Consider the following 20,177-nt stretch of genomic DNA (forward strand, 5'->3'; position numbering starts at 1 on the left):
GGCCAGCATCACGGACAGTAGTGGCGGCCGCCGCGCTCGGCCGCGCGGGCGACGACACCACTCAGGCCGGCCGTAGACTTCGACCACCATGGGTGAAGTGAGGGACGCCGCCCGGCAGCGGCTGCGGGACAGCATCGTCGACGCCGCCCGGGCGCAGACGATCGCCGGGGGCTGGGACGGCGTGCGGATGGGCGGGGTCGCCGCGGCGGCCGGGGTGAGCCGGCAGACGGTCTACAACGAGTTCGGCACCAAGGCGGGGCTGGCCGAGGCGCTGGCCCGGCGCGAGGTGGACCGGTTCGTCACCGACGTGCGGGCCCGCCTCGACGAGCACGGCGACGATCTGCGGGCGGCGGCGTACGCGGCGATCGCGCACACCCTCGCGGCGGCGGCCGACAACCCGCTGATCAAGGCGATCCTGACCAGCGCCCGGGGCGGGTCGGACGAGCTGCTGCCCTACCTGACGACGCGCGCCGAGCTGGTGCTCACCGAGTCGACCGCCGTGCTGCTGGAGTGGGCCGCCGGCCACCTGCCCGTCGCCGACCCGGCCGCGCTGGCGTTCGCCGCCGACACCGTCGTCCGGCTGGTGGTCAGCCACATCGTGCTGCCCCGCTCCCCCGTCGAGCAGACCGCCGACGCCCTCGCCACGCTGGCCACCCGCCTCTTCGCCCCGATCCCCTGACCCTCCGCCGCCCTTGCACAGCGGCCCCGGCCCCGCCCCGCGACGGACTGGCGCGCGCTGACGGTCGGCGCGTCGGCGGTCAGCGCAGCACCCGGCCGCGCAGGACGATGCGGCTCGGGGTGCGCACCACGCTGAGGTCGCGGCGGGGGTCGGTCGGGTAGACCGTGAGGTCGGCGAGGCCGCCCTCGACCAGGCCGGGGAAGCCGAGCCACTCCCGGGCCCGCCAGGAGGCGGCGGCGAGGACGTCCACCGCCGGCATGCCGGCCTGGGAGTGCAGCAGCAGCATCTCCTCGGCGGCCAGCCCGTGGTCGATGCCGCCGCCCGCGTCCGTGCCGACGTAGATGGGCACCCCCGCCTCGTACGCCGACCGGACCACCTCGGGGAAGCGGTCGCGCAGGGCGAGCATGTGGTCGGCGTACCCGGGGAACTTCGCGCGGGCCTGCTCGGCGATCCCGCCGAAGGTCCGAATGTTGATCATCGTGGGGACCAGGGCGGTGCCCTGGCGGGCCATCAGGTCGATGAGGTCGAGGCTCAGCCCGGTGCCGTGCTCGACGGAGTCCACCCCGGCCCGCACCATGATCTCGACGCCCGCTTCGGAGAACGTGTGCACCGCCGCCCGGGCCCCGGCGGCGTGCGCGGCGGCGACGGCGGCGGTCATCGTGTCGGCGTCCCAGGCGGGCGCGAGGTCGCCGGTGCCCCGGTCGATCCAGTCGCCGACCAGCTTGACCCAGCCGTTGCCGGCGGCGGCCTGCGCGGCGACGGTGGCGGCCACCTGCGGCGCGTCGACCTCGACCCCGATGTCGCGCAGGTAGCGGCGCGGCGGGGCGACGTGCCGGCCCGCGCGGGCCAGTCGCGGCAGCCCCGGGTCGTCGTCGAGCTCGGGGTACGGGTACGGCGAGCCCGCGTCCCGGATGGCGAGGACCCCGGCGTCGACGTCGACGTGGGCCGCCGCGCGGGCCTGGTCGAGGGAGGTGATCGGGGCGCCGCCCCGGGCGATGCCGAGGTGACAGTGGGCGTCGGTCAGCCCGGGGAGCACGAAACCGCCGTCGACGACCGTCTCCGCGCCGGGCACCGGGTCGAAGGTGACCCGGTCGCCGACCAGCCACAGGTCCCGGACCTCGTCGTCGGGCAGGAGCACACCGCGCACATGCAGAGCCATGCGCACAGTCCTACCCGATCACTTCTTCGTCCGCGCGAGGACCTCCTGCCGGCGCTGCGACCACGCCGGAAGGTCGAGCGTCACCTTCCAGGGCCGGTCGATGGTGACCAGTCCGTCGGTTTCCACACTGGGCTCGTAGCCGCCCTTGGGACTCAGGAGCAGCTCGGTAAAGGTGATCTTCTCGCGCAGCGGATCGATGACCCAGTAGGCCCCCACTCCGGCATTGGCATAGAGGCGGACCTTCTCGTGCCGGTCGCGGATGGTGGAGTCGGGAGAGATGACCTCGACGGCGAGCAGGGCGTCCTGGACCGGCACTGGCGAACGATTGGCCTTCTCGACCCGGATGACCACCACGTCCGGTCGTGGTTCGTTGCGACGGTCGATCGACAGGGACTGGTCCATGCTGACGAAGAAGTCGTCCGGGCAGTGCAGTTCGAGGGCGAACATCACCCGAGCACAGACAAACTGGTGCAGCGGCGTCGGCGACGGCACGATCAACCTTCCGTTGATCAGTTCGTACGGAAGGTCCTTCGGCAGGTCGCCGAGGTCGTCGACCGTCCACTCGTGCCGTTCGGGCAGGATGGGCGCTGCGGTCATGACATCTCCTCCCAGGGGGCGACGACCACCCTAAGCGCCGAGGCCGTCGCCCACCGTCACCGACACGCGTCAGCGGGGCCGGTTGTCGCCCTTGCCGAGCTTGTTGAAGTCGATCTTCGGAAGCTTGAAGCCCGGGGGCAGTCCCTGGCCGCCGGCCAGGTCGCCCGGGTCCAGGCCCGGCGGAAGCTGCGGCATGCCGCCCGGGAACCCGCCCGGCATCCCCGCGCCCGCCCCGGTACGCGGCCGGTTGCCGCCCTTGGTGCCCTTGCGCTTGTTCTTCGGCGACTTGGTCGCCTTGCGCCGGCCGCCGCCGGGCAGGCCCATCATGCCGCCCATCTGCTTCATCATCTTCTGCGCGTCGGCGAAGCGGTTGAGCAGCTGGTTGACGTCCATCACGGTGACGCCCGAACCGTTGGCGATGCGGGCCCGGCGCGAGCCGTTGATGATCTTCGGGTTGGTGCGCTCCGCCGGGGTCATCGACCGGATGATCGCGGTGACCCGGTCGAAGTGCTTGTCGTCCAGCTCGGCGAGCTGGTCCTTCATCTGCCCCATGCCCGGCATCATGGCCAGCACGTTGGCAATCGGGCCCATCCGGCGCACCGCGATGAGCTGGTCGAGGAAGTCCTCCAGCGTGAACTGCTCGCCGCCCATCAGCTTGGCGGTCATCTTCTCCTTCTGATCGGAGTCGAAGGCCGCCTCGGCCTGCTCGATCAGAGTGAGGACGTCGCCCATGCCGAGAATCCGGCTGGCCATCCGGTCGGGGTGGAAGACGTCGAAGTCCTCCAGCTTCTCGCCGGTGGAGGCGAACAGGATCGGCTGCCCGGTCACCTCGCGCACCGACAGCGCGGCGCCGCCCCGGGCGTCGCCGTCGAGCTTCGACAGCACCACGCCGGTGATGCCGACGCCGTCGCGGAACGCCTCGGCGGTGCGGACGGCGTCCTGACCGACCATCGCGTCGATGACGAAGATGACCTCGTCGGGGTCGACCGCGTCACGGATGTCGGCGGCCTGCCGCATCATCTCGGCGTCGATGCCGAGCCGGCCGGCGGTGTCGACGATGACGATGTCCCGGGCGGCCCGCTTCGCGTGCTCGATCGAGGCGCGGGCCACCTGCACGGGGTCGCCGGTACCGTTGCCGGGCTCCGGGGCGTACACCTCGACGCCGGCCCGGCCGCCGAGCACCTGGAGCTGCCCGACGGCGTTGGGGCGCTGGAGGTCGGCGGCGACCAGCAGCGGCTGGTGGCCCTGCGCCTTGAGCCAGCGGGCCAGCTTGCCGGCCAGGGTGGTCTTGCCGGAGCCCTGGAGGCCGGCGAGCATGATCACCGTCGGCGGCTGCTTGGCGAACTGGAGCCGCCGCCCCTCGCCGCCGAGGACGTTGATCAGCTCCTCGTTGACGATCTTGACGATCTGCTGGGCCGGGTTGAGCGCCTGGGAGACCTCCGAGCCGCGCGCCCGCTCCTTGACGTTCGCGATGAAGCCCTTGACCACCGGCAGGGCGACGTCGGCCTCCAGCAGCGCCAGGCGGATCTCGCGCGCCGTGGCGTCGATGTCGGCGTCCGTGAGCCGGCCCTTGCCGCGGAGCTTGGTGAAGATCCCGGAGAGGCGGTCACTCAAGGTGTCAAACACGCGAACATCCCGTTTGTCAGTGTTTCGGCGGGCACAACGCGACCGGGCGCAGGTGTCCGGCCATGGCTAGGGTAGCCCGCCGGCCGCACCCGCGCTCCGGCCCGCCCAGCACCCGTGCTCCCGGCGGCAGTGGTTAACAGGGGGCCCTTCCTATACCGAAAGCGTTAACAAGGGGCCCCTCCTTACACGGCGGCGAGGACCGCGGCCTCCAGGCGGGCCCGCTCGTCGTCCGCCGGCCAGCCGCCCACCAGGTAGAACGCGTCCACCACGTCCCCGCCGAGGGTGGAGATCCGGGCCGCGCGCACCTGCGCGCCGGCCTCGTCGAGGGCGCAGGTCACCCGGTAGAGCAGGCCGGCCGCGTCGGCGGCGCGCAGCTCCAGCAGCACCGCGTCGGTCGCCGCGTCCCGGTGCCACACGACCCGGGGGGCCGCGCCGGAGCCGCGCGCGGCGAGCGCCCGGCCGCGCAGCCGCTGGGTGACCGAGACGTCCCCGGCGACCGCCCGGCGCAGGTCGCCGCCGAGTGCGATCGGGTCGGGCGGCAGGCCGTAGCGGGGCTGCACCCGGCACTCCACCAGGGCCCGGCCGTCGACGGTGGAGGCGTCGGCGGAGAGCACCTCCAGCCGGTGCAGGGCCAGGCAGCCGGCCACCGTCGCGAGCAGGCCGCGCCGGTCGGCCGCGGCCACCGCCACCCGGTCCCCCGTCAGGTGTACGACCGGCAGCGGCCCGTCGAGCAGCGCCGGGTCGGGGGCGGGCGGGGCGGGCAGCACTCCCGTGTCCAGCGCGGTGCGGACCCGGGCGACGAGTTCGGCGACGAGGCGGCCCTTCCAGTCCGACCAGGCGGCCGGGCCGGTGGCCGCCGCGTCGGCGCGCACCAGGGCGTGCAGCAGGTCCAGGGTGGTGCCGTCGCCGACGGCCTCGGCGACCCGGGCGATGGTCACCGGGTCGGACAGGTCGCGGCGGGTGGCCACGTCGGGCAGGAGCAGGTGCAGCCGGACCAGCGTGCCGATCAGCGCCGCCTCCGGCCCGGGCAGGCCGATCCGGGCCGCCACGGACTCGGCCAGCGGCGCGCCGACGGTGCTGTGGTCCCCCGGCAGCCCCTTGCCGATGTCGTGCAGGAACGCGCCGAGCAGCAGCAGGTCCGGCCGGTCCACGTCGCGGGTGTGCCGGCTCGCCTCGTACGCGGTCTGCACCAGGTGCCGGTCGAGGGTGTAGCGGTGCACGGGGTTGTGCTGGGGCAGGCTGCGCAGCCGGGTCCACTCGGGCAGCCAGCCGTCGATCAGCCCGTACCGGTCGCAGGTCTCCCAGGCGGGGACGAGGCCGGGCCCCGCGCCGAGCAGGGTGATGAGGGCGGCGCGGGCGTCCGGCGGCCACGGCGACGGCAGCGGCGGGCAGTAGGCGGCCAGCCACTCGCAGGTGGCGCGGGCGATGGGCAGCCGGGTGGTGGCCGCGGCGGCGGCCATCCGCAGGGACAGGCTCGGGTCGGGGCGCGCGCCGATGGCGGTGCGGGCCAGCACCAGTTCGCCGTCGTGCTCGACGACGTCCCGGGCGACCGGGCGGCGCACCGGGCGGGGGTCGGACCCCCGGCGGCGGGAACGCAGCCGGTCGGCGGCCCGCCAGGCGTCGTCGAGGGCGTGGCTGACGGTGCGGGCGTCCCCGGCGACGCGGCGCAGCAGCACGTCGCCGTCGTGCGGGGCCACGGCCCCGGAGGTGGCGTCGCCCGCCGGCTGGCGCAGGCCCAGCCGGGCGGCGACGCCGTCGCGTTCCTGGGCGACCAGCCGGTCGACGCGGCGGCCGGCCTGCTCGTGCAGGGCGTCGCGGGTGTCGAGCAGGCGCAGGTGGGCGGCCCGGACGGCGGGGCGCAGCGCGTCGGTGATGCCGGCGGTGGCGATGGCGCGCAGGATGCCCACGTCGCGCAGCCCGCCGGCCGCCTCCTTGAGGTCGCCTTCGAGCAGGAAGGCCAGCTCGCCGTGGGCCTGCCAGCGGGCCTCGGTGATCTCCCGGAGGGCGGGCAGCTGGCGGACGGCGGTGCGCCGCCAGTGGTCGGCGGCGGTGCGGGCCAGGGTGTCGGCGAGTTCCCGGTCGCCGGCGACGTACCGGGCGTCGAGCAGGCCGAGGGCGACCTTCACGTCGTCCTGGGCCACGGACAGGGCCTCGGCCAGGGTCCGCACCGAGTGGTCGAGCCGCAGGCCGGCGTCCCAGATCGGATACCACAGCTGGGGGGCCAGCTCGTCCATGCCGGGCACCCCGGCGTGCACGAGCACCAGGTCGAGGTCGCCGTACGGGGCGCACTGCCGCCGCCCGAGCCCGCCCACGGCGACCAGCGCGATGCCGGGCCGGTCCGGCAGCAGCGGCACCAGCCACCGCTCGAACGCGGCGGCCCGCGCCCTGCGCGCCGCCTCCCCGATCCCCCCGGGTACGCCGACGACCTCGTTGATCAAGAGGTTCGCGTCGCCGTCGCCGTCGCCGGCGTTGCCCGACGCGTTCCCCTTGATCAACGAGGTCATCTGGTCGGGCCGGCCTAGAGGGCGTCCAGGCCGCGTTCGCCGGTGCGGACCCGCACGACGTCCTCGACGCCGGTCACCCACACCTTGCCGTCGCCGATCTTGCCGGTCCGGGCGGCGCCGACGATCGCGTCGACGATCTTCTCGACGTCGATCTCGTCGGTGAGCACCTCGACCCGGATCTTCGGCAGGAACTCGACCGTGTACTCGGCACCCCGGTAGACCTCGGTGTGCCCCTTCTGTCGGCCGTAGCCCTGGACCTCGCTGACGGTCAGCCCGGCCACGCCGAGGGCGTGCAGGGCCTCCTTCACCGCGTCCAGCTGGTACGGCTTGATGACCGCGGTCACCAGCTTCATGTCCAACCCCTCCATCCCAGGAACGTTAACCGGCGACCTTCTCGCTGACCGGCTCGGACTCGTCCGAGGCCGGCTTGGTGCCGGCGGCGCCCGCCGGCGTCCCGATCCCGGCGAGCGCGAACGCGCTGCCACCGCCGCTGCCACCGGCCACGGAGAGGTCGTAACCGCTCTCGGCGTGCTCGGCGAGGTCGATGCCCTCGACCTCGGCCTCGGGCTTGAGGCGGAAGCCGATCGTCTTCTCGATCGCGAAGGCGAGCAGCCAGGCGACCCCGAAGGACCAGACCGTCACGATCAGGCCGGCGATGGCCTGGCGGCCGAGCTGGGTGACCCCGCCGCCGTAGAACAGGCCGTCGGAGGCGCCGACCACGTCGGTGATCGCGGAGTTGACCGAGTTGGTGGCGAACAGGCCGAGCCAGAGCGAGCCGATCCAGCCACCGACGAAGTGCACGCCGACCACGTCGAGGGAGTCGTCGTAGCCGAGCTTGTACTTCAGGGCGATGGCGAGCGCGCAGACCGCACCGGCGACGATGCCGAGCAGGACCGCGGCCCAGGGGGCGATGAAGCCACAGGCCGGGGTGATGGCGACCAGACCGGCGACCGCGCCGGAGGACGCACCGACCATGGTCGGCCTCTTGTCCTTGATCCACTCCACCGCGAGCCAGCCGAGCACCGCCGCGGCGGTGGCGAGCTGGGTGTTGATGAAGGCGAGGCCGGCGACCGAGTCGACGGTCAGCTCCGAGCCGGCGTTGAACCCGAACCAGCCGAACCAGAGCAGGCCCGCGCCGAGCGCGACCAGCGGGATGTTGTGCGGCTTCATGCCCTCGCGGGGCCAGCCGAGCCGCTTGCCGAGCACCAGCGCCACGGCCAGGGCCGCCGCGCCGGCGTTGATGTGCACGGCGGTGCCACCGGCGAAGTCCAGCGCGTGGATGTCACCGCCGATGATGCCGCCGCCCCACACCCAGTGGGCGACCGGGAAGTAGACCAGCGTGGCCCACCCGAAGGCGAACAGCAGCCAGCCGCCGAACTTGGCCCGGTCGGAGATCGCGCCGCTGATCAGCGCGACGGTGATCACCGCGAAGACCATCTGGAACGCCATGAACACGTAGAGCGGGACCCCGATGCCGCTGGGGTTCTCCGCCGTGGCGCCCCACAGATCGGTCTCGGCCAGGAAGGTCTTGGTGCCGAGGTACGCCCCCGGGTCGCCCCAGAAGCCGTTCACGTCGGTCCCGAAGGCGACGCTGAAACCGTAGAACCACCACAGAACAGAGATGAGCCCAATGGCGGAGAAGCTCATCATCATCATGTTGAGCACGCCCTTGGCCCGGTTGAGCCCGCCGTAGAACAGCGCCAGTCCGGGCGTCATGAGCAGCACAAGCGCGGTCGAAACCAGCAGCCAAACGGTGTTGCCGCCGTCGATCGTCGGTGCTTCAGGCACGCTGGCCTCCTAAAGGTGAAGTTCCCTCCTTCGCGGCTTCCGGGGCAGCGTCGCCCGTACGCCGGTTGCGCGGAAGCTTGGTCGCCTCCTGTTTCCTTCAGCGTCACCACGCGATTTCCGGCCCGTGACGCTGTGTTTCGGACGTGTGAAGAAAACCTCACGACCGCCGGACGGGGCGGGGCTCAGCGCAGCGCGTACTCCAACGCGTGCCGTTCGTAGTCCAACAGGCGCAGATCGCGCATCGGGCGGCGGAGGTGACCCTTGTGCACGATCCGGACGAACGCCGGCTCACCCGCGGCGGCCATCCGGCGGATCCCCTCCACGTGGTCCACGACGCGCTTGCGGATCGTGCGCACCAGCCGGTGCCGGTCGCGCGGGATCAGCCCGTACGCGTCGGCGAACAGCCGCAGCCGGCGCGGCCGGTCCGGGTGCCGCCAGCCGAGCGTGATCGAGTCCCGGTCGGAGAAGATCGGCACCCAGGTCCACGCCGCGTACGCCACGTCGTAGATCCGCGCGCCCGGCGAAGCGAGGTCGAAGTCGATCAGCCCGAGGGTGCCGTCCGGCCGCCAGATCACGTTGTGCGGGGCGGCGTCGTGGTGGCAGATCACCTCGGTGTCCGGCGGCGGCGGGCCGAACGAGCGCCACACCGCCCCGGGCGGCGGGGCGAAACCGTACTGGGCGTCGTGGAACATCCGCAGCATGGTGGCGACCGTCACCAGCGCCTCGTCGGTGACCCAGTGCGGGGCGAGCGGGTATTCCCCGCACTCCCCCTCCAGGTACGACAGGACCTCCCGGTTGCGCTCGTCCATGCCGAGCGCCCGGGGCGCGCCGGTGAACCCGACGTACTCCAGGTGGCGCAGCAGGGCGTGCACGGACGGCGTCCACGGGCCGGCGTTGCGCCGGACGGTGTCGCCGACCCGGACGACGGTGCTGACGTTCCCGCCGTGCAGCGGGATCTCCTGCGAAGTCACGTACGGTCTCCCGAGGCCCGGCGCGGGGTGGCGGTCCTCGCGCCACCCGGCATAGGCGCGATCGTCACTGGTCACTGCGAGGTTACGCGTCGCGGGCGAGCGGCTCGGTGCCGAGCAGCGCGTCGACGAACTGCGCCGGGTCGAACGGGGCGAGGTCGTCCTTGCCCTCGCCGAGCCCGACCAGTTTGACGGGGATGCCGAGCTTGCGCTGCACGGCGATGACGATGCCGCCCTTGGCGGTGCCGTCGAGCTTGGTCAGCACCACGCCGGTCACGTTGACCACCTCGGTGAAGACCCGGGCCTGCTCCAGGCCGTTCTGGCCGGTGGTGGCGTCGAGCACCAGCAGGGTCTCGTCGATCGGCCCGTGCTTCTCCACGACCCGCTTGACCTTGCCCAGCTCGTCCATGAGGCCGACCTTGTTCTGCAGCCGGCCGGCGGTGTCGATCAGCACCGTGTCGACGCCGGTGTCGATGCCGCGCTTCACCGCGTCGAACGCCACGCTGGCCGGGTCGGCGGCCTCCGGTCCGCGGACGGTCTCCGCGCCGACCCGGCCGCCCCACGTCTCCAACTGGTCGGCGGCGGCGGCGCGGAACGTGTCGGCCGCGCCGAGCAGCACGCTGCGGCCGTCGGCGACCAGCACCCGGGCGATCTTGCCGCAGGTGGTGGTCTTGCCGGCCCCGTTGACGCCGACCACCAGCACCACCGCCGGCACCCCGTCGGACGGCGCGGTGCGCAGCGACCGGTCCAGGGTCGGGTCGAGGGCGTCGACCAGTTCGGCGGCGAGCAGGGCGCGCAGCTCGTCGACGGTGCGGGTGCCCAGCACCCGGGTCCGCTCGCGCAGCCGGTCGACGATCTGGCGGGTCGAGTCGATGCCGACGTCGGCGGTGATCAGGCTGTCCTCGATCTCCTCCCAGGTGTCCTCGTCGAGCCGGTCCCGGCTGAGCAGGCCGAGCAGGCCCTTGCCGAAGGCGTTCTGCGAGCGGGACAGCCGGGACCGCAGCCGCACCAGCCGGCCGGCGGTCGGCTCGGGCACCTCGACGGCGGGCGGCGCCTCCACCACGGGCGGGGGCTCGACCAGGATCCCCGTGGCGAGGTCCGCCTCCGGCGCCTCGACGGGCGGCCCGGCGAGGTCCTGCCCGGCCCGGGTGTCCACCTCCGTCTCCGGCAGCGGCGGTTGCGGGCGCCGACGCAGCCGCGGCACCACCAGCCCGAGGCCGCCGAGGATCAGCACGCCGAGCAGGGCGAGCGCGATGAGGAGGTATTCCGTCATGCCGAAATCCTGTCAGATGCCGGCGACGACGTCCCAGCCACCGCTACCGACGGGGGTGCGAGCTGCGGGTACGCTCGCGGCGGCCAGGGGTGGCGCGACGGCCGACCGGGTAGAAATGATGAGATCGTCTCGTCTCCTGGAGGTTCCCCATGCCGGCTCCCCGCCTGCTCATCGGCCCGCTGCTGCGCCGGGTCGTCGGCACGCGGGCCACCGTCTGGGTGGAGACCAGCGCGCCCGCGACGGTCCGGGTCCGCACGGCCGACGGCGCCGAGGGGGCCGCGACCACCTTCTCCGCGTACGACCACCACTACGCGCTCGTCGTCGTCGAGGGGCTCACCCCGGACAGCGCGACGACGTACGAGGTGCTGGTCGACGACGAGCTCGCCTGGCCGGAGCCCCGGTCCGCCTTCCCGCCCAGCGTGATCCGCACCCGCGCCGCCGACGACCGGGACCAGCCGGTGCGCCTGGTCTTCGGCTCCTGCCGGGAGACCACCCAGCACTCGACCGCCCGCAAGCTGCCCCCGGACGCGCTCGACGCGTACGCCCGGCGGTTGATGGCCGACCCGGGCCGGGCCGACGCCCAGCCCGACCTGCTGGTGCTGCTCGGCGACCAGGTCTACGCCGACGAGACCTCACCGACGGTGCGGCGGCTGCTCAAGCGGCGGCGCAGGCGGCCGGAGGGCGCCCCGGCGACGCAGGTGGTCAGCTTCGACGAATACACCAAGCTCTACCTGGAGTCGTGGCGCGACCCGGAGATCCGCTGGCTGTTCTCGACCGTGCCCAGCGTGATGATCTTCGACGACCACGAGGTGATCGACGACTGGAACACCTCCGCGTCGTGGCGCGACGACATGCGCGCCCAGCCCTGGTGGGCCGAGCGGATCGGCAGCGGCCTGGCCTCCTACTGGGTCTACCAGCACCTGGGCAACCTCGACCCCGACGAGATCGCCGCCGACCCCGTCTACCGGAAGGTCACCGCCGCCGCGTCGGACGCCACCGAGGTGCTGCGCGAGTTCGGCGCCCGGGTCGACAGGGAGGCCGACGAGGCGCACGACACCGAACGCTGGCGCGCGGTGCAGTACCAGTGGAGCTACGCCCTGGACCTGGGGCGCACGCGGCTGGTGATGCTCGACAACCGGTGCAGCCGGGTGCTGGAGCGGGGCAACCGGGCGATGCTGCCGCCCGGCGAGTGGTCCTGGTTCCTCGACCGGGCGCACGGCGTCTACGACCACCTCGTCGTCGGCGCGTCGCTGCCCTGGCTGCTGCCGCCGGGCATCCACCACGTGGAGGCGTGGAACGAGAAGCTCGCCGACTCCCGGCACCGCTGGGTGGCCGGGTTCGCCGAGCGGCTGCGCCGGGCGCTCGACCTGGAGCACTGGGCGGCGTTCCGCCGTTCCTTCGACGCCCTCGGCGCACTCTTCGCGCGGCTGGGCAGCGGCCCGGCCGGGCACACCGGCGACCGGGTCGGCGCGGGGCCGGCGTACCCGCCGCCGGCGTCGATCAGCGTGCTGTCGGGCGACGTGCACCACTCGTACGTGGCCCGGGCCCGTTTCCCCGACCCGGCGGTGCACACCCCCGTGCACCAGCTGACCTGCTCGCCGATCCACAACCAGGTGCCGGCGGCGATGCGCCCGCTGATGCGGCTGGGCTGGTCGCCGGGGCCGGCCGGGGCCACCCGCGCGCTGGCCCGCTGCGCCGGGGTACGCCGCCCGAGCGTGCGCTGGCGCAAGCTGGCCGGCCCGTACTTCGGCAACGCGGTGGCCACCCTCGCCCACACCGGACGCACGGCCGACGTGACGATCGAGGGCACCACCGGCGACGGGCACCTGCGAACGGTGTTCCGAAGGCGGCTCGCCTCCGAGGGCTGAGCCCGTCGCGCCCGTACCCTTGCGGCGTGGACGATCATTCCCCGGAGATCCTGCGGTTCGTCGAGCACGAGTTGACCGCGCTGCTGCGCCGGGGCCGCTCGCTCTCCTTCGAGGTCGCCCGCGAGGTGCACCCCGACCTGGACCAGAACGCGTACGGGCTGCTGTTGTGGCTGCGCCGGTCGGACGCGACCCGGCTGACCGACCTGTCGGCCCGGCTCGGGATCAGCAAGGGGACGCTCAGCCGACAGATCAACGGCCTGGAGGCGCTCGGGCTGGTGCGCCGGGAGCCCGAGCCGGAGGACCGCCGGGCGTGGCGGCTCACCCTGACCGAGGAGGGGCAGCGCCGGTTCGACGCCGCCCGGGCGACCCGGCTGGCCATGTTTCGGCGCATAGTGGAGAGCTGGTCGAGACGGGACGTGGAGGACTTCGGCCGCCTGCTTCGCCGCTTCAACGACGCCCTCGACTGAGGTGCAAGGAAGGGCCCCCTGTTAACGCTTTCTGTATAGGAAGGGCCCCTTCCTAACACCCCGCGTCGCGCCGGACGGCGCGCAATGCGGTGGCCGCTGTCGGGGGTAGCCGCCAGGATGGGCGGATGACCTGGAGAGCACCGCAGACCACCCGCAGCGACGCCCCGTTCGTCGGCGACGAGCGCACCATGCTCGACGGCTGGCTGGACTACCACCGGCAGACCCTGCTGCTCAAGTGCGCCGGGCTGACCGCCGAGCAGTTGCGCACGCCCAGCGTCGAGCCGTCCGGGCTGAGCCTGCTCGGCCTGGTGCGGCACCTGGCCGAGGTGGAGGCGTGGTGGTTCCGGGAGTGCTTCGCCGGGCAGCGCGTCGACTACCCGTACTTCACGCCGGAGAACCCCGACGCCGACCACGACGTCAGCGCCGCCGACGCCGAGGCCGACCTCGCCGTCTACCACCGGGAGGTCGGCCTCGCCCGCGCCGCCGCGGCGGGCCGCTCCCTCGACGAGACGTTCACCGAGGTCGGGCCCAAGAAGCGCACGTTCAGCCTGCGCTGGGTCTACCTGCACATGATCGAGGAGTACGCCCGGCACAACGGCCACGCCGACCTGATCCGGGAACGCATCGACGGCGTGACCGGCGAGTGACGGCCCCCGGGGCCGGCGAGTGACAGAACCCGGGGCCGGCAGCCCGCCGGCCCCGGGACGACCGCTCACTACGCCAGGGCCGCCCGCAGGTAGCGCAGCCCCGACGGCCCGTCCCACCGGTACGCCGACAGCCCGGCCGCCCGCGCGCCCCGGATCGCCCAGTCCTCGTCGTCGACGAACAGCACCCGGGCCGGCGGGGTGTCCAGCGCCGCGCAGGCGGCCTGGAAGTATTCCTTCGCCGGCTTGTGCACCCCGACGACGGAGGAGTTGACCACCACGTCCAGCTCGTCGGTCAGGCCCAGCGCGGCGAGGTCGGTGTCGAGCAGGTCGGTGCCGTTGGTGCCGAGCCCGACCCGTACGCCGGCCGCCCGCACCTCGCGCACGAACGCCAGCACGTCGGGGTCGACCTCGCCCCGGTAGCGCTGCCACTGCTCCACGGCGGCGCGGGCGCGCTGCTCGCCGCCGGCCGAGTCGGCCAGCGCGTCGGCGACGCTGGCGACCCAGTCGGCGTGGCTGACCTGGCCGGTGAGCACCGGCTGGAGGCGTCCCCAGTGCATGGCGATCTCGGTGAGCACCCCCTCGGCGAGGCCGTAGTCCCGTTCCACGCCGGCGGCGACCGCCGGGTCCCAGCGCCGCAGCACCCCGTCGAGATCCACCAGGAGCGCCGTCGCGCGTTCCCGAGCCACTACTGTTTCTCCTCGCCGCGGCCGTGCCGCTGGTCGTCGCCGTCCCGGCCGACGCCGCCGTCGATGGCGGCGCGGGCGGGCGGCCCCTGCTCACCCTCGGCCCGGTTGAGCCGCTGGCTGATCACCTGGGTGACCCCGCTGCGCATGGTCACCCCGTAGAGGGCGTCGGCGATCTCCATCGTCCGCTTCTGGTGCGTGATGACGATCAGCTGACTCTTCTCCCGCAACTGTGCCAGCAGCGTGATCAACCTGCCCAGGTTGACGTCGTCGAGGGCCGCCTCGACCTCGTCCATGATGTAGAAGGGGCTGGGCCGGGCCCGGAAGATCGCCACCAGCATCGCCACGGCGGTCAGCGACCGCTCGCCGCCGGAGAGCAGCGACAGCCGCTTGATCTTCTTGCCGGGCGGCCGGGCCTCCACCTCCACGCCGGTGGTGAGCAGGTCCTCGGGGTCGGTGAGGATCAGCCGCCCCTCGCCGCCGGGGAAGAGCACCGTGAAGACCTGCTCGAACTCCCGCGCGGTGTCGGCGAACGCGCTGGCGAAGACCTCCAGGATGCGCTCGTCGACGTCCTTGACCACGGTCAGCAGGTCCCGGCGGGTGGCCTTGAGGTCCTCCAGCTGCTCGGAGAGGAACTTGTAGCGCTCCTCCAGCGCGGCGAACTCCTCCAGCGCCAGGGGGTTGACCTTGCCGAGCAGGGTCAGCTCGCGTTCCGCCTTCGCGGCCCGCTTCTCCTGCACCGGCCGCTCGTAGCGGACCGGCTCGGGCACGGGCAGCCCGTCCCGCTCGGCCGCCGCCACGTCGGCCTGGGTCGGGGGTACGGGCTGCGTCGGGCCGTACTCGGCGAGGAGCGTCTCCACGTCGAGGCCGAAGTCCTCGGCGGCCTTGGCCTCCAACTGCTCGATGCGCAGCCGCTGCTCGGCGCGGGCCACCTCGTCCCGGTGCACCTGGCTGGTCAGCCGCTCCAGCTCCGCGCCGAGGCGCTTCGCCGCGCCGCGTACCTCGGACAGCTCGGCCTCGCGGGCGGCCCGCTCGCGCGCCACGGCGTCGCGGTGCTCCTCGGCCCGCGCGATCGACACGGCGAGCCGGGCCAGCGCCTCGCGGGCGCCGCCGGCCACCGCGCGGGCGATGGTCGCGCCCCGGGCGCGGGCCGCGCGTCGGGCCGCCGCGCGTTCCCGCGCGGCCCGCTCGGCGGCGGCCTGCCGGCGCAGCGAGTCGGCCCGGCCGGCGATCGAGGAGACCCGCTCCTCGGCGGTACGCACGGCGAGCCGGACCTCCATCTCGTTCTGCCGGGCCTGCGGCACCATCGCGGCGAGCTGGTCGCGTTCGTCCGTGGACGGCTCGGCGTCGATCGGGGTGGCCTCGGCCAGCCGCAGCCGCTCCTCCAGCTCGGCCAGAGCGGCGAGGTCCCGTTCCCGGGCCGCCTCGGCGCGGGCGCGGGACTCGCCGAGCCGGTCGGTCTCCGCCTTCGCCGACCGGGCGGCGGCGCCCAGCTCCGCCAGCCGGCGGGCGGCGGCGTTGCGGTGGCTCTCGGCCTCCCGCTTCGCGGCGGCGGCGTGCTGCACGGCCTCCTTGGCGGCGGCGACCTCGGCGCGCGCCTCGACGAGTTGCTCGCGCAGCTCGGCGGCGGTGCGCTCGGCGGCGAGCCGGTTGCCCCGGGCCTCCTCGACGGCGGCCTGCACCTCGATGAAGCTGGGTGCCTTCGCCGACCCGCCGGCCGCCGCGTACGCCCCGACGACGTCGCCGTCGGGGGTGACCGCGCGCAGCTCCGGGTTGTCGGCGACCAGCTCGGCGGCGGCGGCGAGGTCGTCGACGACGGCCACGTCGCGCAGCGCCCGGTGCACGGCGGGGCGCAGCTCGGCGGAGCACTCGACCAGGTCGGGGGCCCAGCGGGCGTGCGCGGGCAGCTTCGGGCGCAGGGCGTCGGCGCCGCCGGTCATGCCCGGCCCGGCGGGGCTGCCGACGAGCAGGCCGGCCCGCCCGGCGTCGGAGATCTTGAGCAGCCGCATCGCCTCGACGGCCTCGTCGACGCCGGTGACCGCGACCGCGTCGGCGAGCCCGCCCAGCGCGGCGGCGAGCGCGGCGGAGTGGCCGGGGGCGACGGTGAGCAGCCCGGCGAGGCTGCCGAGCAGGCCGGGCACCTCGCCGGCGCGGGCCAGCAGCGCCCCCGCGCCGTCCTTGCGGCGCAGGCCGATGGCGAGCGCCTCCTCGCGGGCCTTCTGCGTGGCGGCTTCCTTCTCGGCGGCCCGTTCCGCGTCGGCGAGCGACCGGGCGGCGGCCTGCGCCCGCTCCTGGGCGGCGACGGCCTCGGCGTGCCGGTCGTCGAGGTCGGCGTTGTCCCGGTCGGCCTCGGTGGACTGCTCGGCGACGGCGTCCAGGTCGGCCTGCGCCTGCTCGGCGCGGGCGAGGGCGTCGGCGTGCGCGGCGGCGAGCCGCTCGATTTCCTCCCCCGCGCTGGTGGTGCGGGCGCGGGCGGAGTTGACCTGGCCGGTGAGCCGGGCCAGCCCTTCGCGCCGGTCGGCGATCGCCTTCGCGGCGGCGACCAGCTCCCGTTCGGCGGCGGCGAGCTGCCGTTCCAGCTCCTGCCGCTGTTCGACGGCCTCAGCGAGGCGGATCTGGTCGTCGGTGAGCGCGCCGCGCAGCTCCTCCTCCTGCTCGCGGACCCGCTCCGCCTCGGCGTCCAGCTGGTCGGGGTCGCGGCCGGGGCGCTCGTCGTCGGGCGTGGCGGTGAGGTGGCGCAGCCGCTCGCGGGCGAGCTGCTCGACGGAGCGGAACCGCTCGGAGAGCGCGGAGAGCTTGTACCAGGTGTCCTGGGCAGCGGCGAGCAGCGGCGCGTCCTCGGCGAGGGCGGCCTCCAGCTCGCCGAGCCGGCCCTGCACCTCGGTGTGCTCCGCCTCGACCTCCTGGCGTCGCTCCCGCGCGGCGCTCTCGTCGGCGATCTCCCGGTCCAGGGTGGCGCGCAGGGTGTGCAGGTCGTCGGCGAGCAGCCGCAGCCGGGCGTCGCGCAGGTTGGCCTGGATCGCGGCGGCGCGGCGGGCCACCTCGGCCTGCCGGCCCAGCGGCTTGAGCTGGCGGCGCAGCTCGGCGGTGAGGTCGGTCAGGCGGTTGAGATTGGTCTGCATCGCGTCGAGCTTCCGCAGCGCCTTCTCCTTGCGCTTGCGGTGCTTGAGGACGCCGGCCGCCTCCTCGATGAACGCCCGCCGGTCCTCCGGCTTGGCGTGCAGCATCCCGTCGAGGCGGCCCTGGCCGACGATGATGTGCATCTCCCGGCCGATGCCGGAGTCCGACAGCAGCTCCTGGATGTCGAGCAGGCGGCAGGAGTCGCCGTTGATCTCGTACTCGCTCTCGCCGGAGCGGAACATCCGGCGGGTGATGGAGACCTCGGTGTACTCGATGGGCAGCGCGCCGTCGGTGTTGTCGATGGTGAGGGTGACCTCGGCCCGGCCCAGCGGGGCCCGCCCGGCGGTGCCGGCGAAGATGACGTCCTCCATCTTGCCGCCGCGCAGCGCCTTGGCGCCCTGCTCACCGAGCACCCAGGCGATGGCATCGACGACGTTGGACTTGCCGGAGCCGTTCGGGCCGACCACGCAGGTGATCCCCGGCTCCAGCTTCAGCGTCGTCGCGGAGGCGAAGGACTTGAACCCCTTCACCGTCAGGCTCTTGAGATACACCTTCTCGATCCTCGTCCGGTGGCCGCCGAGCGTCGTGGGCTGCGCGGACCTGGTGAACCCGCAGACTAACCCGGTCTCGCCGGCGCTCGGGCACGCGACCCGCCCCGGGCCCGCGTCGGCGGCCGGCCGGGACGCCGCGTACCGGTTTTCCCGGTACGGATCGGACGGCCTCGGCCGAGGCAGAGCTTGATCAATTATTCAAGATCAGAAAATGGTACGGGGAAATTGCCCCGGACATGGCTGCGCGCCGGCACATAAGTGTCGGCGCGCGATTTCTGCGTGGTGCGATTCAGTTGTCGGACCTACTGGAGATCAGGTCAGCGCCGGCTCGGCCAGACGGAGGAGGTCGTCCGCCTCCGCCGCAGCCGCCGCAAGCCGATCGTTCTCGGCACGCAGGCGCGTGATCTCGAACTCCAGAGCCTGAACCCTGGACCGCAGTCGGGTGACCTCGTCGAGCAGACGCCGATCGGGCGCTGCACCTACGTGGCCGTAGAGGGCCTTCGCCATGCTGACTCCTTGATATGCGCTGCCGGAAAGGCCGGACCAACGCGCGCCCACTCGTTCGCGGCTGTCATTCCCAGCGATTCTGGGCACGACCGGGCGCGACTGGCGACACCTACATATTGAGCCGACAACCCCTCATTCGTCAAGTTACCGCAGGCCGTAGATCATCTTCACGTCGGCCGGGCCGCTTGTCGGTGGCTGCCACAAGGCGCGGACACGCTCTGTCCGGACGCGTTAACTGTACGCCCGGGAACAACGGAACTCACCCCACGCGAACCGCTTTCGTCTTAACTCTTTCTTAGCCACGTTGCCGCAGCTTGCGGCGCGCCCGTACGGTCACCCCGGCCCGCAACCGACCCATGGAGGCGACAGGCGTGTACGGCTGGACCGACCCGAACGACCCGGAGGGCGCGCGGTGGCGCCAGGAGCCCCCGGCCGACGAGCCGGCCTGGCTGACCGACCGCCCGGCACCACGGTCGACCTACCTGTTCGGGGACGAACCGGACCAGCCGAGTGACCAACGGCACACCGACCAGCCCCCTGCGCCGCCGGCCGACCGGCCGTGGGCGGGCGAACCCACCGCCCGGTGGCACTCGCCGGAACAGCCGAACGGGCAATGGCACGCACCGGAACGGCCGAGCGGGCAATGGCACTCCCCGGAACAGCCGAGCGGACAGTGGCAGTCGCCGGAACCACCGGGCGATCGGTGGCACGCGCCGGAACGGGCCTCCGACCAGTGGTATCCGGCCGGCCAGCCGGCCCCGGCGGCCGAGCACACCCGGGCGCTCCCGATCGTCGAAGGCCCGGTCGTCGCCGGCCCGGCCGTGGGCTCGGCCACGCCGGCCGCCGGGCAGCCGGCCGACCTCGCTGCCCGCCGCGCCGACACCGCCGCGGGCAGCGGCGAGGGGCGGCACCGGCCCGCCCGTCGGCTCCCGCGCCCGCTGCTGATCGGCGGCGCCGCCGCAGCGGCCACCCTGGTGGTGAGCCTCGGCGTCGGCGCCCTCGTGCTGCCCGGCGGGGACGCCCCACGGACCGACCCGGCCGCGGCCGACGCGCCGGTCGCCGCGCCCGCCGACCCGGCCGACCCGACCTCGGCCGGCCCGTCGCCGACGCCCTCGCCGAGCGCCTCGCCGACCAGCGCCAGCCCGTCGCCGTCGCCGAGCCGGACCGCCAAGCCGACCCCGAAGCCCAGCCGGACCACCGCCGCGTCGCGGAGCAACCAGCGCAGCAGCGCCCCCGCCACGCCCCGCGTCGCCGCCGCGCCGGGCGTGAGCGCGCAGGCGCAGGAGGTCGTCAACCTGGTCAACGCGGAGCGGGCCAAGGCCGGGTGCGGCGCCCTGAAGATCGACGACAAGCTCATGGCGGCGGCCCAGGCGCACAGCCAGGACCAGGCCGACCACCGGAAGATGACGCACGACGGCAGCGACGGCAGCGACGTCGGCGAGCGGCTCGACCGGGCCGGCTACGCCTGGCGCGCGTACGGCGAGAACGTCGCGTGGAACCAGCAGACCCCGGCCGCGGTGATGGACGCCTGGATGAACAGCCCCGGGCACCGCGCCAACATCCTGAACTGCTCCTTCACCGAGATCGGCGTCGGCGTCGCCAACAGCAACGGGCCGTACTGGACGCAGGACTTCGGCACGCCACGCTGACCCGGGCCGGGCGTGGCCCCCGGGACGGGGAGAGGCGAGTCGTCCCGGGGGCCACGCTCGTTTGACCCGGTGAGGCGCGCCGGGGCGGTGC

At 74.0% G+C, this 20,177-nt stretch carries 16 protein-coding genes; 5 read left to right on the forward strand and 11 right to left on the reverse strand.

The genetic code is table 11. The annotated features are described in order from the left end of the window. Nucleotides 1-88 precede the first annotated feature (88 nt). The gene (locus tag ACVMYR_RS07395) at nucleotides 89-679 is read left to right on the forward strand and encodes a TetR family transcriptional regulator (RefSeq protein WP_457121416.1); all 591 of its coding nucleotides are present in this window, start codon (nucleotides 89-91) and stop codon (nucleotides 677-679) included. Between the two features lie 79 nt (nucleotides 680-758). On the opposite strand, the gene ACVMYR_RS07400 is transcribed toward ACVMYR_RS07395, so the two are convergent. The 8 genes from ACVMYR_RS07400 to ftsY form a co-directional block, all read right to left on the reverse strand. Beyond that, entirely contained in the window at nucleotides 759-1,838 is a 1,080-nt protein-coding gene (locus ACVMYR_RS07400) for an amidohydrolase family protein (protein ID WP_043962330.1), read from the reverse strand. Between the two features lie 18 nt (nucleotides 1,839-1,856). Beyond that, nucleotides 1,857-2,435 carry a Uma2 family endonuclease gene (locus ACVMYR_RS07405; RefSeq protein WP_077936624.1) on the reverse strand — a complete coding sequence of 193 codons (579 nt, stop codon included), beginning with the start codon at nucleotides 2,433-2,435 and terminating at the stop codon, nucleotides 1,857-1,859. A gap of 69 nt (nucleotides 2,436-2,504) precedes the next feature. Further along, nucleotides 2,505-4,061: a signal recognition particle protein gene (gene ffh / locus ACVMYR_RS07410; RefSeq protein ID WP_077936623.1), complete on the reverse strand. Its 1,557-nt coding sequence runs from the start codon at nucleotides 4,059-4,061 to the stop codon at nucleotides 2,505-2,507. A gap of 182 nt (nucleotides 4,062-4,243) precedes the next feature. Further along, nucleotides 4,244-6,565, reverse strand: a complete 2,322-nt coding sequence (locus ACVMYR_RS07415) for a [protein-PII] uridylyltransferase (protein ID WP_457121417.1) — start codon at nucleotides 6,563-6,565, stop codon at nucleotides 4,244-4,246. A gap of 14 nt (nucleotides 6,566-6,579) precedes the next feature. Beyond that, entirely contained in the window at nucleotides 6,580-6,918 is a 339-nt protein-coding gene (locus ACVMYR_RS07420) for a P-II family nitrogen regulator (RefSeq protein ID WP_176734061.1), read from the reverse strand. Between the two features lie 25 nt (nucleotides 6,919-6,943). Then, nucleotides 6,944-8,353 (reverse strand): ammonium transporter, encoded by a 1,410-nt coding sequence (locus tag ACVMYR_RS07425; protein WP_077936617.1) that lies wholly within the window; start codon nucleotides 8,351-8,353, stop codon nucleotides 6,944-6,946. A 182-nt stretch (nucleotides 8,354-8,535) separates the two neighbouring features. Then, the gene (locus tag ACVMYR_RS07430; protein WP_176734053.1) at nucleotides 8,536-9,399 is read right to left on the reverse strand and encodes a phosphotransferase; all 864 of its coding nucleotides are present in this window, start codon (nucleotides 9,397-9,399) and stop codon (nucleotides 8,536-8,538) included. A gap of 7 nt (nucleotides 9,400-9,406) precedes the next feature. After that, nucleotides 9,407-10,594, reverse strand: coding sequence for a signal recognition particle-docking protein FtsY (gene ftsY, locus ACVMYR_RS07435; protein ID WP_077936616.1), 1,188 nt, complete (start codon nucleotides 10,592-10,594; stop codon nucleotides 9,407-9,409). 149 nt (nucleotides 10,595-10,743) lie between these two features. Here ftsY and ACVMYR_RS07440 point away from each other — a divergent pair, with 149 nt between their 5' ends. The 3 genes from ACVMYR_RS07440 to ACVMYR_RS07450 all read left to right on the forward strand — a co-directional run bounded on the left by ACVMYR_RS07440 (nucleotide 10,744) and on the right by ACVMYR_RS07450 (nucleotide 13,576). Next, a complete protein-coding gene (locus ACVMYR_RS07440) occupies nucleotides 10,744-12,462 on the forward strand; it encodes an alkaline phosphatase D family protein (protein WP_457121418.1) in 1,719 nt (572 codons plus the stop codon). Between the two features lie 26 nt (nucleotides 12,463-12,488). Then, entirely contained in the window at nucleotides 12,489-12,929 is a 441-nt protein-coding gene (locus ACVMYR_RS07445; protein WP_052503669.1) for a MarR family winged helix-turn-helix transcriptional regulator, read from the forward strand. 125 nt (nucleotides 12,930-13,054) lie between these two features. Continuing rightward, a complete protein-coding gene (locus ACVMYR_RS07450; protein WP_077936614.1) occupies nucleotides 13,055-13,576 on the forward strand; it encodes a DinB family protein in 522 nt (173 codons plus the stop codon). Nucleotides 13,577-13,644: 68 nt separating this feature from the next. Here the strand turns inward: ACVMYR_RS07450 and ACVMYR_RS07455 are convergent, their stop codons facing one another. The 3 genes from ACVMYR_RS07455 to ACVMYR_RS07465 form a co-directional block, all read right to left on the reverse strand. Next, the gene (locus ACVMYR_RS07455; protein ID WP_457121419.1) at nucleotides 13,645-14,262 is read right to left on the reverse strand and encodes an HAD family hydrolase; all 618 of its coding nucleotides are present in this window, start codon (nucleotides 14,260-14,262) and stop codon (nucleotides 13,645-13,647) included. Further along, a complete protein-coding gene (gene smc / locus ACVMYR_RS07460; RefSeq protein ID WP_457121420.1) occupies nucleotides 14,262-17,930 on the reverse strand; it encodes a chromosome segregation protein SMC in 3,669 nt (1,222 codons plus the stop codon). The genes ACVMYR_RS07455 and smc overlap by 1 nt, the downstream gene beginning before the upstream one ends. Before the next feature lie 312 nt (nucleotides 17,931-18,242). Next, nucleotides 18,243-18,437 carry a hypothetical protein gene (locus ACVMYR_RS07465; RefSeq protein ID WP_036374707.1) on the reverse strand — a complete coding sequence of 65 codons (195 nt, stop codon included), beginning with the start codon at nucleotides 18,435-18,437 and terminating at the stop codon, nucleotides 18,243-18,245. 356 nt (nucleotides 18,438-18,793) lie between these two features. On the opposite strand from ACVMYR_RS07465, the gene ACVMYR_RS07470 reads away from it, so the two are divergent. After that, nucleotides 18,794-20,086 carry a CAP domain-containing protein gene (locus ACVMYR_RS07470; protein WP_457121725.1) on the forward strand — a complete coding sequence of 431 codons (1,293 nt, stop codon included), beginning with the start codon at nucleotides 18,794-18,796 and terminating at the stop codon, nucleotides 20,084-20,086. Nucleotides 20,087-20,177 lie beyond the last annotated feature (91 nt).

Source organism: Micromonospora sp. PTRAS2 (assembly GCF_054052245.1).